Source organism: Bacillus sp. DX4.1, assembly GCF_030348195.1.
Lineage (GTDB): Bacteria > Bacillota > Bacilli > Bacillales > Bacillaceae_G > Bacillus_A.
In genome coordinates this window covers 3,684,252-3,696,418 of sequence record NZ_JAUCFT010000008.1, presented here as the reverse complement: position 1 = coordinate 3,696,418, position 12,167 = coordinate 3,684,252, and the positions used below count along the sequence as shown (strand labels likewise).

General features: G+C 38.9%; 13 protein-coding genes. 10 read left to right on the top strand and 3 right to left on the bottom strand.

The genetic code is table 11. The annotated features are described in order from the left end of the window. Positions 1 to 28: 28 nt before the first annotated feature. Positions 29 to 280, bottom strand: coding sequence for a DUF3932 family protein (locus QUF99_RS21765; protein WP_289372826.1), 252 nt, complete (start codon positions 278 to 280; stop codon positions 29 to 31). A gap of 188 nt (positions 281 to 468) precedes the next feature. Between QUF99_RS21765 and rnz the strand changes: the two genes are divergently transcribed. The 4 genes from rnz (at position 469) to sdaAA (ending at position 4,489) form a co-directional block, all read left to right on the top strand. Beyond that, complete coding sequence (rnz, locus tag QUF99_RS21760) at positions 469 to 1,392, top strand: ribonuclease Z (protein WP_289372825.1); 924 nt, start codon at positions 469 to 471, stop codon at positions 1,390 to 1,392. 390 nt (positions 1,393 to 1,782) lie between these two features. Further along, entirely contained in the window at positions 1,783 to 2,826 is a 1,044-nt protein-coding gene (locus QUF99_RS21755; protein ID WP_289372824.1) for a PTS sugar transporter subunit IIC, read from the top strand. A gap of 106 nt (positions 2,827 to 2,932) precedes the next feature. After that, entirely contained in the window at positions 2,933 to 3,592 is a 660-nt protein-coding gene (gene sdaAB / locus QUF99_RS21750) for an L-serine ammonia-lyase, iron-sulfur-dependent subunit beta (protein ID WP_289372822.1), read from the top strand. An 18-nt stretch (positions 3,593 to 3,610) separates the two neighbouring features. Continuing rightward, positions 3,611 to 4,489, top strand: coding sequence for an L-serine ammonia-lyase, iron-sulfur-dependent, subunit alpha (gene sdaAA / locus QUF99_RS21745; protein WP_286121823.1), 879 nt, complete (start codon positions 3,611 to 3,613; stop codon positions 4,487 to 4,489). Positions 4,490 to 4,518: 29 nt separating this feature from the next. Here the strand turns inward: sdaAA and proI are convergent, their stop codons facing one another. Beyond that, on the bottom strand, positions 4,519 to 5,358 hold the full coding sequence (gene proI / locus QUF99_RS21740; protein WP_289372821.1) for a pyrroline-5-carboxylate reductase ProI: 840 nt from the start codon (positions 5,356 to 5,358) through the stop codon (positions 4,519 to 4,521). A 333-nt stretch (positions 5,359 to 5,691) separates the two neighbouring features. Between proI and QUF99_RS21735 the strand changes: the two genes are divergently transcribed. Next, positions 5,692 to 6,642: an MBL fold metallo-hydrolase gene (locus QUF99_RS21735; protein ID WP_289372820.1), complete on the top strand. Its 951-nt coding sequence runs from the start codon at positions 5,692 to 5,694 to the stop codon at positions 6,640 to 6,642. Positions 6,643 to 6,651: 9 nt separating this feature from the next. Further along, a complete protein-coding gene (locus QUF99_RS21730; RefSeq protein ID WP_289372819.1) occupies positions 6,652 to 7,446 on the top strand; it encodes an SDR family oxidoreductase in 795 nt (264 codons plus the stop codon). 79 nt (positions 7,447 to 7,525) lie between these two features. On the opposite strand, the gene QUF99_RS21725 is transcribed toward QUF99_RS21730, so the two are convergent. After that, positions 7,526 to 7,711 carry a YqzH family protein gene (locus QUF99_RS21725; RefSeq protein WP_289372818.1) on the bottom strand — a complete coding sequence of 62 codons (186 nt, stop codon included), beginning with the start codon at positions 7,709 to 7,711 and terminating at the stop codon, positions 7,526 to 7,528. A gap of 236 nt (positions 7,712 to 7,947) precedes the next feature. On the opposite strand from QUF99_RS21725, the gene argC reads away from it, so the two are divergent. The 4 genes from argC to QUF99_RS21705 are packed head-to-tail and all read left to right on the top strand — an operon-like array spanning position 7,948 to position 12,157. After that, positions 7,948 to 8,985 (top strand): N-acetyl-gamma-glutamyl-phosphate reductase, encoded by a 1,038-nt coding sequence (gene argC, locus QUF99_RS21720; protein WP_289372815.1) that lies wholly within the window; start codon positions 7,948 to 7,950, stop codon positions 8,983 to 8,985. Between the two features lie 12 nt (positions 8,986 to 8,997). After that, complete coding sequence (argJ, locus tag QUF99_RS21715) at positions 8,998 to 10,221, top strand: bifunctional glutamate N-acetyltransferase/amino-acid acetyltransferase ArgJ (protein WP_289372813.1); 1,224 nt, start codon at positions 8,998 to 9,000, stop codon at positions 10,219 to 10,221. An 11-nt stretch (positions 10,222 to 10,232) separates the two neighbouring features. Continuing rightward, complete coding sequence (gene argB / locus QUF99_RS21710; protein WP_289372811.1) at positions 10,233 to 11,000, top strand: acetylglutamate kinase; 768 nt, start codon at positions 10,233 to 10,235, stop codon at positions 10,998 to 11,000. Further along, a complete protein-coding gene (locus QUF99_RS21705; RefSeq protein WP_289372810.1) occupies positions 10,997 to 12,157 on the top strand; it encodes an acetylornithine transaminase in 1,161 nt (386 codons plus the stop codon). The genes argB and QUF99_RS21705 overlap by 4 nt, the downstream gene beginning before the upstream one ends. Positions 12,158 to 12,167 lie beyond the last annotated feature (10 nt).

Below are 12,167 nucleotides of genomic sequence, written 5' to 3'. Positions count from 1 at the left end.
CCTTTTTTTTGTTTAGTATTTTAATACATTATGAAATAGAAGGATTTTCATAAATTATAATCTCTGAATTGTTTGGTGTAGAAATACGCTGTGCATAATATGTGATGGACGAAGAAATATATTCCGGTAATGTTTGGCTTGTATGCAAAGATGTATACTCCTGAATTAGTTCTTTTAAAATAGTCCATTGTAATTGTGCTGGATGGTCAGAAACGAAAGAACTTACCCAGCGATCAAATGAAGAGGACAAATCAGTTTGTAAGCGAAATACTTCTTTCATAGTTTTAAGCTCCCTTTATATATGATAAAATTATTTTACTACAAAACACGAATGATTGTTAAGTTTTTTGTTCTAATGTTCGTGTTATATAGTCGTCTAGATGAGTGGTTTGTGAAAATTCATTTGCCATTTGAAATAACATTCCGTAAGATGAAGGATAGATAATATAAAGAGCTGGAGGAAAGAAAGTGGAATTTGTGTTTTTAGGAACAGGTGCTGGCGTTCCTTCAAAAGGAAGAAATGTTTCATCTATTGCTTTGCAATTGTTAGAAGAACGAGGTGAAACGTGGCTATTTGATTGCGGTGAAGCAACGCAACATCAAATTTTACATACATCGGTGCGTCCGCGCCGCATTGAAAAAATATTTATTACGCACTTGCATGGCGATCATATTTTTGGATTGCCTGGTTTACTAGGTAGCCGTTCCTTTCAAGGTGGAACAACACCATTAACAGTGTACGGACCGAAGGGAATTAAACAATTTATTGAAGTGGCGTTGTCAGTTAGTACAACACATGTTAAATATCCACTTGAAATTGTTGAAATTACAGAGGAAGGTCTCGTATTTGAGGACAAGCAATTTTATGTGGAAACGAAGCGATTATCACATGGGATTGAATGTTTTGGATACCGTGTTGTAGAGAAAGATATACAAGGGCACCTTCTTGTTGATAAGTTGTTAGAAGCAGGAGTGAAGCCGGGACCAATTTTTAAACGCTTAAAAGATGGAGAAACAGTTGAGTTAGAAGATGGAAGAGTATTGCATGGAAAAGATTTTATCGGTCCGCCACAAAAAGGGAGAATCATTACCATCTTAGGTGATACACGTTACTGTGAAGCAAGTAGACAGCTTGCACAAGATGCTGATGTTCTTGTTCATGAAGCCACGTTTGCAGCGGAAGATGTAGAGCAAGCACATAATTACTTCCACTCTACAACAGAGCAAGCGGCTCGTATTGCATTGCAAGCAAATGTGAAGAGGTTAATTTTAACACATATTAGTTCGCGTTATCAGGGAGAAACATATAAAGAGCTTTTACAAGAAGCACAAGCATTATTTTTGAATACAGAAATGGCTCTGGACTTGAAATATTTTCATGTAGATCGTTAAACTTTTTTACAAAACAATGGCAAAGTACAATGTACAATTGCCATTGTTTTATTTAGGATAAAAAATTTTTATTTTTATGAACAGAGGAAACTGTTATCATCGTATGGTTACACGAGTCTGATACAGACGTGGGAAAAGAGTGGGCTGGATAGGATAACAATAAAGGCTATTTTTTATTTCAAAAAACTGTTATATAAATAACACTTGTATTGTTACTACAAGGGAAGAGTAAGGGGTTTAAATTTTCAATTTTAAAAATTTAATAAAAGTAAGCGTTTTATAAAAAACGAGCTATAATGAGGGCATATTACAATTCATTGTGAGTTACAGGCATGCCTTTTATCCATTTATCGTAACGAAACGAAATGGACTAAAAGGAGAGAGGACATCATGGAAATTATTAAAGGAACCTTATTACTATTATTCGTACTAAGTCTTTTTTCACTCTTTAGTTTCAAAGCACCAAATGGTATGAAAGCAATGGGAGCATTAGCAAACGCAGCCGTAGCGAGTTTCTTAGTCGAAGCGTTTCAACTATATGTTGGTGGGGATTTAATCGGTATACCGTTTTTAAAAGAAGTCGGGGAATCCGCGGGTAGCTTAGGCGGAGTTGCTGGGGCAACTCTTGTAGCATTAGCAATGGGTGTATCACCAGTTTATGCTATGCTTGTAGGGGCTTCTGTGTTAAAATTTGGATTGCTACCAGGATTTATTGCTGGTTATCTTATTTCGTTTTTAGTAAAGCAAATTGAAAAGCGTGTACCAGAAGGATTAGATTTAATCGCATGTATCGTAATTGCAGCACCATTAACAAGGTTGATTGCACAAGGTATGGATCCAGTCGTAACAGCGACATTGAAGCAAATTGGTGGTGTCATTACCTCTGCAGCTGATACAAACCCAATTGTAATGGGGATTATTTTAGGTGGTATCATCACGGTTGTTGCGACAGCACCGTTAAGCTCTATGGCGTTAACAGCACTTCTTGGTTTAACAGGTTTACCGATGGCAATTGGAGCGTTGTCAGTGACGAGTTCATCCTTTATGAACTATGTATTCTTTAAACGAATGAAGTTTGGTGATAAGCGTACGACAATTGCCGTTGCAATTGAGCCATTAACGCAGGCAGATTTAATTTCAGCAAATCCAATTCCTGTGTATGTTACAAACTTTATTGGCGGCGCAACAGCAGGCGTTATTATTTCAATGTTTGATCTTATTAATAATGCAACAGGAACAGCGACACCAATCGCGGGACTTATGGTTATGTATGGTTTTAATGACCCGATGAAAGTGACATTGTGTTTCTTATGTATTATGGTGTCTGGTATTGTTTCAGGATATATCGGTTCGCTTCTATTTAAAAATTATCCAATTCGAACAGCGGCACAAATTCGCGGTGCGAGTGGGAAAGCAACAGAATCGGCAGCTTAATAGAATAGTAGTAAATTAATTTTATCCTGCACACAGGGGAGAGGAAACAGCTGCCCTCAGTAGGAGAAATTTCATTTTATAGCATGAAAATGTAGGGGGAATCATGATGAAATATCGTTCAGTATTCGATATTATCGGTCCAGTTATGATTGGTCCGTCTAGTTCACATACAGCAGGGGCAGCGAGAATGGGGCAGATTACTCGCCAACTTTTCCGTCATGAACCGGAAAGAATTACAATCTCGTTATACGGTTCATTTGCGAAAACATATCGTGGTCATGGTACAGATGTGGCGCTTGTTGGGGGGATATTAGGATTTGAAACAGATGATACACGTATTCCAAGTGCACTAGAAATTGCAAAAGAACGCGGGATTGAAGTGGATTTTATCGAGGAAGAAGCAAATGCACCTCATCCAAATACAGCGAGAATTCGTTTGTATAAAGGAGAAGAGGAAATCGAGGTTGTCGCTTGTTCAATCGGTGGTGGCAAGATTGAAGTCGTGGAATTAAATGGTTTTGATTTACAACTATCTGGAACAAGTCCGGCACTTCTTATCGTCAATAATGATCGCTTTGGAGCAATTGCATCTGTAGCTTCTATACTTGCGAAACACGAAATTAATATTAGTACAATGAGTGTATCGCGTAAGGAAAAAGGAAGAAGAGCGCTTATGATCATTGAAACAGATGAATTATTGGCAGATGAAGTTATTGAGGAAATTAAAGGGCAATCAAATATTTGTCAAGTTACCATTATGGATTAATTGCAGGGGGGACACATCATGTTTCGGAACGCAGCGGAACTAGTGGCACAAGCTAACGAAAAGAATGTAAAAATTGCAGAAATTATGATTCAATGTGAAATGGATACAAGAAGTCTTTCTCGTGAAGAAGTGCTTGCAGGCATGGAGAGAAACTTAGTTGTAATGGAACAAGCGGTTGAACGTGGTATTCAAGGTGTGAAATCTCCAACGGGCTTAACTGGCGGTGATGCGGTAAAAGTACAAGCGTATATGAAGAGTGGAAAAGGGTTATCTGGACACACGATTTTGGATGCAGTGAGTAAGGCTGTTGCGACAAATGAAGTAAATGCAGCAATGGGAATTATTTGTGCAACACCAACAGCTGGATCGGCCGGAACTGTGCCAGGTGTACTCTTTGCTTTGAAGGGAAAATTACAGCCAACGCGTGCAGAAATGATTGAGTTTTTATTTACTGCAGGCGCATTTGGTATGGTTGTTGCCAATAATGCTTGTATTTCCGGTGCAGCTGGAGGCTGTCAAGCTGAGGTTGGCTCAGCAAGTGGTATGGCAGCTGCAGCAGCTGTGGAAATGGCAGGAGGAACGCCAGAGCAAGCAGCAACTGCTATGAGTATAGCCTTGAAAAATATGCTTGGCTTAGTATGTGATCCTGTTGCAGGTCTTGTAGAAGTTCCTTGCGTAAAACGGAATGCGGCAGGAGCATCGAATGCTATGATTGCGGCAGATTTATCACTAGCTGGTGTAACAAGTATGATTCCTTGTGATGAAGTAATTGAAGCGATGTACCGTATCGGGCAAACAATGCCGGTTGCATTGCGCGAGACAGCTGAGGGTGGACTTGCTGCAACACCGACAGGTCGCCGTCTACAGGAAGAAATTTTTGGTAAGCAAAATAACTAAGTGAACCTTGCTCATTTGAGCAAGGTTTTTTAATATCTATTTACGAATTGTTCTAGCGCTTCACCGAGTTCGTAAGATCGTTTGGTTGCTTCCTTTATACATGATACAAGGGCTTTTTGGAATTCTAAACTTTGCAAGACTTCAATGCCAGCCTCAGTTGTACCACCTGGCGATGTGATTTCTTTTCGTAAAATAGAAGGATGTTTCGAATTAACTTTTAACATTTCTGCAGCACCAATCATTGTTTGTAAAATAAGTGCTTTGGCCACAGATTCTTCTAAACCAATTTGTTTTGCTGCTTCTTCCATCGCTTCAACGACATAGTATACATAAGCAGGGCCACTTCCTGATAGTGCAGTGACAGCATGCATATGTTCTTCTTCTACAACCGAAACAAGACCAATTGTCTCAAATAGAGATTTTGCAATATGAATATGCTGTTCTGTTGCGTGTACCGATGAAGAAATTGCTGTAGCTGATTTTAAAATAGCTGCAGATGTATTTGGCATCGCACGTATAATCGGAACGTTTTTTTGTAGCAGATTCGTAATGGATGCAGTAGAGATACCCGCTAACAAGGAAATGATGAGTTGATCGCTTGTTATGTATTCCCGGAGAGGTACAATTGCTTCAGCAACGTCCTTTGGTTTCATCGCAAGGAAGATAATATCTGCATGGGCAAGCAGCTCTTGCTTATTATGTGTTCCTTTTACACCATACTGAGTATGTAACTCTTGTAATCTTGTTTCATTGGAACGGTTGCTAACTGTAATTTGTTCACCTTTTACGACGTTAGCATCCAATAAGCCAGCAATGATTGCTTCAGCAATCGAACCAGCACCTAGAAAGGAAATATTTTGAATGGACATGGTGACCCTCCTTTATTTTTTATCCCGCATGAATGGGCAGTAATCCGCTACCTCAAAGTTTGGCAGAAAGCAAAGAAGTTAGGTGGGGGATAAACTGCCCGTAAAAGCTCAATTGGTGGGGACTAATGATCAATGGGGATGAAGAAAACCCCACTGATCAAAGTTTCACTTTACTGAGATTATGTATATGAGAGAAACTTATAAATTTACATACATTCGCTTTTTTATAGAAAACACCTTCTTTTTGTCTGAAAATAATGACAAATTTTTATGGAAGTTGTAAACTGAAGGAAGATTCATTTTTTGATACGGAGAGATAGAGGGGGCATGAACATGGCGGCAATTCATCGAATGGAGATTCCTGTTCCATTTGCAGTTGAGACAGTCAATGTGTTTTTAGTAGAGGGAGATTCATTAACATTAATTGATACAGGGACAAAGACAGAAGAGTCACGAATTGCTTTAAAAACCCAATTAAAAGCTTTAGGATACATGATTGAAGATATTGAAACAGTTGTGATTACACATCACCATGCTGATCATTGTGGACTGTTGAATGTATTTCCTGAGAAAACAAACATTGTTGGACACCCGTGGAATGAGCCGTGGATTACGCAAAATCCACAATTTTTAAAACGCTATCATCGATTTTTTAAAGATACAGCATTGCAGTTTGGTGTTCCAGAGGCTTTCTTACAAGATGGAGCATCACTGACGGGAACACTTAAGTATAGTTGCAATCGTTCACTTACACATACTGTACGAGAAGGTGGCATCATCGACTCATTACCAGAATTCGCGGTTATTGAAACACCTGGGCATGCTTCCACTCATATTTCGTTATATCGGGAGCGTGATGGTTTGTTAATTGGTGGTGATGCATTAATCAGTCATATTTCTTCTAATCCAATATTAGAGCCACCGTATGAAGGACAAACGGAGCGTGCACACCCGTTACTACAGTACAATGAAACATTAAAGCGTTTAGGTATGATGAATATTTCACGCATTTTATCAGGTCATGGAGATGACATTGTGGATGTGAAAATTCTTGTAAATGAAAGGTTACAGAAGCAGGAAACGCGAGCATTTAAAGTGTTGGATTTATTAAAAGAAAAGCCAATGACCGCATTTGAGGTATGTGTAAAATTATTTCCTGTATTATATAAAAAGCAGTTGCCGCTTACGATTTCTGAAACAGTTGGACAATTGGACTATTTAGCATATAATCAACAAGTGATGATTGATGAATCATCGCCGCAGTTGATTTATTATGCAAAGTAGGTGGCAGCAATGGCAGCACGTTTACAAGAAAAAGTAATCGTTATTACAGGGGCTTCTAGTGGAATTGGAGAACAAGTTGCAATGCAAGTCGCAGCGCAAGGAGCGATTCCTGTATTAATGGCTCGTACCGAAGAGAAATTACGAGCGCTAGCGCAAAAGATTAAAACGACATACAATACGTCTTGTTATTATTATGTGATAGATGTAAGTCAAGAAACAGAAGTAGAAACTGTTTTTGCACAAGTGTTACAGGATGTTGGACAGATTGATATATTGGTAAATAATGCAGGATTTGGTATTTTCAAAACATTTGAGGAAGCATCTATGGCTGAAGTGAAAGATATGTTTCATGTCAATGTTTTTGGCTTAGTCGCTTGTACAAAAGCGGTGTTACCTCACATGGTTGAAAAAAATAGCGGACAAATTATTAATATTGCTTCGCTAGCAGGGAAAATTGCAACGCCAAAATCAAGTGCATATGCAGCAACAAAGCATGCTGTGTTAGGATTTACGAATAGTTTACGTATGGAGCTTACGAATACAAATATTTATGTAACAGCAATCAATCCAGGCCCGATTGATACAAACTTTTTTGAAATTGCAGATCAATCAGGTACATATGTAAAAAATATGGGCCGTTACATGTTAAAGCCGATGTATGTAGCGGAACAAATTGTCAAAGCAATGCAAACGAAAAAACGAGAAGTGAACTTGCCGAAATGGATGGGGGTAGGACCAAAATTCTTTGCACTATTCCCAGGCCTTTTTGAACGTATAGCAGGTAAATCATTAAGCAAAAAATAAGAGCTTTCCACATGGAAAGCTCTTATTTTTTATCCTCTATTAACGGGCAGTAATACCCCCCGCTGATTAAAGTTTCACTTTATGTTCCAGTAATATATTCATAAACAATATCCTCAATTGCCTCGTATACATCGATGTCAGGGTGTGTACAAATCATTGTTTTGATACTTTGAATCAATACTTCGTAATCTTTTTCTGAAATAGGCTTACATTGATATTGCCCAAAACTTTTTATCATCATTTTCCCGATTAATTTTTCATTCATGTTTTTCCTCGCTCACATGTATATGTATTGTTTTTATTGTACTTGAAGTATAGAGAAAATGCTACTATACATCATTTTTGCATAAAAATCCATTGGTGATTATTATTTTATTAGAAAAACTATATATTTTATAACGTTTTAAAAGTTTTAAAAATTTATAAATATTTAATTGACTCTATAAATATACAATATTATAATCATACTTACATTTAAAGAATCGATATAAGGAGGAACTTATGAAAGCGGCGATTATTGGAGCAACAGGATATGGAGGTATTGAATTAATCCGATTATTAACACATCATCCGCATTTTTCGATTGCATCCCTTCACTCTTTTTCACAAGTAGGAGAGCAAATGACAAATGCATATCCGCATTTGCGAAATTTTCTCGCTCATACATTACAAGAAATCAATGTGGATGTGATAGCAAAGGAAGCAGATCTTGTATTTTTGGCGGCCCCTGCAGGGGTTTCTACAGCAATTACCCCGAGTCTACTAAAGGCTGGTCTAAAGGTTGTTGATTTATCAGGAGATTTTCGAATGTTAAACGCTTCTACATATGAAAAGTGGTATAAAAAGCCAGCTGCTGGTGAAGAGATACTTCAGCGAGCTGTATATGGATTAAGCGAATGGAAAAAGGATGCAGTGAAAGGGGCTGAGCTGGTTGCAAATCCAGGATGTTACGCAACAGCAACATTACTAGCAGCTGCGCCATTAATGCTTAACGGAATAGTAGAGGAAGATTCGCTTATTATCGATGCAAAATCAGGTGTATCAGGTGCGGGAAAAACACCGGCAACGATAACTCATTTTCCAGAGTTATATGACAATCTTCACATTTATAAGGTAAATGAACATCAACATATTCCAGAAATTGAACAAATGCTTACGCAGTGGAATGAACATACAATGCCGATTACATTCAGTACACACTTAATTCCAATATCGAGAGGAATTATGGTTACTCTCTATGCAAAAGCAAAGCGAGGTGTTCATACTCAAATGTTGCATCAGTTATATGAAGAGAGTTATTGTCATACTCCATTTGTTCGTATTCGTAAAGCGGGAGAATTTCCAAGTCCAAAAGAGGTGAGAGGATCAAATTATTGTGATATTGGAGTGGCTTATGATGAACGAACAGGGCGCATTACAATTGTTTCTGTCATTGACAATATGATGAAGGGTGCTGCTGGGCAGGCTGTGCAAAATGCAAACCTATTAATGGGGTTGGAAGAAACAGCGGGATTACAGTATATGCCGCTCTATCCATAAGGAGGAAGAAGAATGATTGGGACAGATTTCATTATAAAAGTGCAGAGCGGGTCAATTGTAACGCCAAAAGGCTTTTCTGCGATTGGCATTCACGCTGGATTAAGAAAAGAGAAAAAGGATATCGGAGCCATTGTTTGTGAAGTCCCTGCTAGCTGCGGAGCTGTTTATACAACAAATCAATTTCAAGCGGCTCCTTTGCAAGTTACAAAAGAGAGCATTGGGATAGAAGGGAAGCTGCAGGCGATCGTTGTAAATAGTGCCAACGCCAATGCCTGCACAGGTGTACAAGGATTGCATGATGCATATGAAATGCGAGCGTTAGCGGCAAAACAGTTCCATGTCCCAGAGAAGTATGTAGCGATTGCTTCAACAGGTGTAATTGGAGTGCCTTTGCCGATGGAAACAATTCGCACTAGTATTCCATCTCTCGTACCAACGAAAGAACAAGAGAAAGCAGCTACATTTTATGAAGCAATTTTAACAACGGATCTTGTTACAAAACAATCTTGTTATCAGCTTACGATTGAAGGAAAAGAAGTTACGATTGCTGGAGCGGCAAAAGGATCGGGCATGATTCACCCTAATATGGCTACGATGCTTAGTTTTATTACAACAGACGCAAATATAGAACATGATGCACTGCAGCAAGCATTATCGCAAATTACAAATCATACATTTAACCAAATTACAGTGGATGGAGATACGTCTACAAACGATATGGTCATTGTGATGGCGAGTGGATTGTCGGGAACAAATTCTATAAATACAAATCACCCGGAGTGGGAAAAGTTTACGACAGCACTGCAAAAAGTTTGTGAGGATCTGGCAAAGCAAATTGCGAAGGATGGCGAAGGGGCTACAAAATTAGTCGAAGTGAATGTTTACGGAGCACGAACAGTAGAAGAAGGAAATATGATTGCGAAACAAATTGTTGGCTCAAGCCTTGTAAAAGCAGCCATATATGGTGAAGATGCAAATTGGGGTCGGATTATTAGTGCAATTGGTCAAAGTGGTGTGGTGATTGAACCAAATGCTGTCGATATTATGATTCAATCCATCCGGGTGTTACGAAGCAGTGAGCCACAATTGTTTTCTGAAGAAGAGATGAAACAAAAGTTAAAGCAATCTGAAATCGTCATTGATGTACATTTGCACCTTGGTGAAGAAAAGGGAAGAGCTTGGGGCTGCGATCTAAGCTATGAATATGTGAAAATTAATGCTTGTTATCGCACGTAAGGAGAGAAGAGATGAAAGAGTGTATCGTAGTAAAATGCGGCGGTAGTATGTTAGATCGTTTAGATAGTGTGTTTTTCGGGTGCATAGAGCAACTGGTGAAAAAGTATCATGTCATTGTTGTTCATGGTGGCGGGCCTGAGATTGATGCGACGCTGAAGCGATTCAATATTCCAATTGAAAAGAAGAATGGCTTACGTGTGACGACGAAAGAAGTAATGGAAGTCGTTCAAATGGTATTATGCGGCAGTATAAATAAAAAATTGGTGCTGAACTTTCAAAAACATCACTTGGATGCAGTCGGCATCTCTGGGTGTGATGGGCAGTTACTTCAAGTTACACCACTTGGACCAAAATTTGGGTATGTTGGGGAAGTTAGATGTGTTGGGACTTCACTATTAAAAACATTACTAGAACGCAATTATATTCCTCTTATCGCGCCGATTGGACTGAGTGATGGTAAATTATATAACGTAAATGCAGATACTGCTGCAGCGGGAATTGCTGCTGCGATGGGAGCAAAAGAACTACTTTTTATTACAGATGTAGATGGTGTGCTGTGTGAAGGAAAACTGGTAAAGCAAGCTGATGAATCAGAGCTTCTACACCTTATTGAACAAGGTGTAATTACAGGCGGAATGATTCCGAAAGTGCAGGCAGCTCTTACATCATTACAGATGGGAGTCCATCATGTCAGTATTGTAAATGGAACAAAGCATTTTATAGAGGAAATGGGAGAGTGGCGAGGAACGACAGTAATAAAAGGGGTGAATATAGTATGACGAGTCATATATTTCCGACATATGGTAGACGTGGCATCGAGATTGTGAAAGGTAATGGAACAAAAGTTATGGATGGAGGTGGAAAGCAATATTTAGATTTTACTTCTGGCATTGCTGTATGTAATTTAGGACATTGTCATCCTAAGGTCGTAGAAGCGACTACAAAACAATTGCAGGAGATATGGCATATATCAAACCTGTTTCCACATACAGTCCAAGAGGAAGTGGCTAGATTATTAACAGAAGAGCGCGAGTTAGATTATGTGTTCTTTTGTAATAGCGGTGCAGAGGCAAATGAAGCGGCACTTAAGTTAGCACGTAAGTATACAGGGAAGTCTCTTGTTTTAACATGCCAACAATCGTTTCATGGGAGAACATTTGGAACGATGAGTGCGACTGGACAAACGAAAATTCAAGAAGGATTTGGGCCACTTCTCCCATCTTTTTTACACGTACCATTTAATGATATAGAAGCGCTGCGAGAGGTAATGAATGAAGAAGTGGCGGCAATTATGGTTGAAATTGTGCAAGGAGAGGGCGGGGTTTTACCTGCGGAGCTTGCCTTTTTGCAAGAAATTGAGCAGTTATGTAAGCAATATGGCGCCCTTTATATTGTTGATGAGGTGCAAACAGGAATGGGGAGAACAGGAACGCTGTTTGCTTATGAACAGACGGGAACATCTCCGGATATTGTTACGACGGCAAAAGCACTTGGAAATGGTATCCCGGTTGGAGCGATGCTTGGAGGAAAAGGACTGGTGACCGCTTTTACAACAGGTACGCACGGTTCTACGTTTGGCGGAAATTTTATTGCGATGGCAGCTGCAAAAGAAGTATTACAAATTATAAAAAAACCTTCTTTTTTACAAGAGGTAAAAGAGAAGGGGAAATATTTATTACAAAAAATAAAAATGGAATTACAGGATATAGAGTGGATCACAGAAGTTCGAGGAAAAGGGCTTATGATTGGAATTGTTTGTACGTGTGACGTTACACCGATTATAGAACAATTAGAGAAAGAGGGACTTCTTGTCTTGCAAGCAGGAGCAAATGTTCTTCGAATTTTACCGCCACTGATTGTAACGAATGAAGAAATGGATGAAGCAGTACATATAATGAAGCGAGTAGCTCGTACACAAAAATTACCGATATCGTAAGGGGGAAATA

Excerpts from the sequence above, each read along its gene's own strand:
- QUF99_RS21765 (WP_289372826.1), bottom strand. The coding sequence starts at position 280 with ATGAAAGAAGTATTTCGCTTACAAACTGATTTGTCCTCTTCATTTGAT.
- QUF99_RS21755 (WP_289372824.1), top strand. The coding sequence starts at position 1,783 with ATGGAAATTATTAAAGGAACCTTATTACTATTATTCGTACTAAGTCTT.
- sdaAB (WP_289372822.1), top strand. The coding sequence starts at position 2,933 with ATGAAATATCGTTCAGTATTCGATATTATCGGTCCAGTTATGATTGGT.
- sdaAA (WP_286121823.1), top strand. The coding sequence starts at position 3,611 with ATGTTTCGGAACGCAGCGGAACTAGTGGCACAAGCTAACGAAAAGAAT.
- proI (WP_289372821.1), bottom strand. The coding sequence starts at position 5,358 with ATGTCCATTCAAAATATTTCCTTTCTAGGTGCTGGTTCGATTGCTGAA.
- QUF99_RS21735 (WP_289372820.1), top strand. The coding sequence starts at position 5,692 with ATGGCGGCAATTCATCGAATGGAGATTCCTGTTCCATTTGCAGTTGAG.
- QUF99_RS21730 (WP_289372819.1), top strand. The coding sequence starts at position 6,652 with ATGGCAGCACGTTTACAAGAAAAAGTAATCGTTATTACAGGGGCTTCT.
- QUF99_RS21725 (WP_289372818.1), bottom strand. The coding sequence starts at position 7,711 with ATGAATGAAAAATTAATCGGGAAAATGATGATAAAAAGTTTTGGGCAA.
- argC (WP_289372815.1), top strand. The coding sequence starts at position 7,948 with ATGAAAGCGGCGATTATTGGAGCAACAGGATATGGAGGTATTGAATTA.
- argJ (WP_289372813.1), top strand. The coding sequence starts at position 8,998 with ATGATTGGGACAGATTTCATTATAAAAGTGCAGAGCGGGTCAATTGTA.
- argB (WP_289372811.1), top strand. The coding sequence starts at position 10,233 with ATGAAAGAGTGTATCGTAGTAAAATGCGGCGGTAGTATGTTAGATCGT.
- QUF99_RS21705 (WP_289372810.1), top strand. The coding sequence starts at position 10,997 with ATGACGAGTCATATATTTCCGACATATGGTAGACGTGGCATCGAGATT.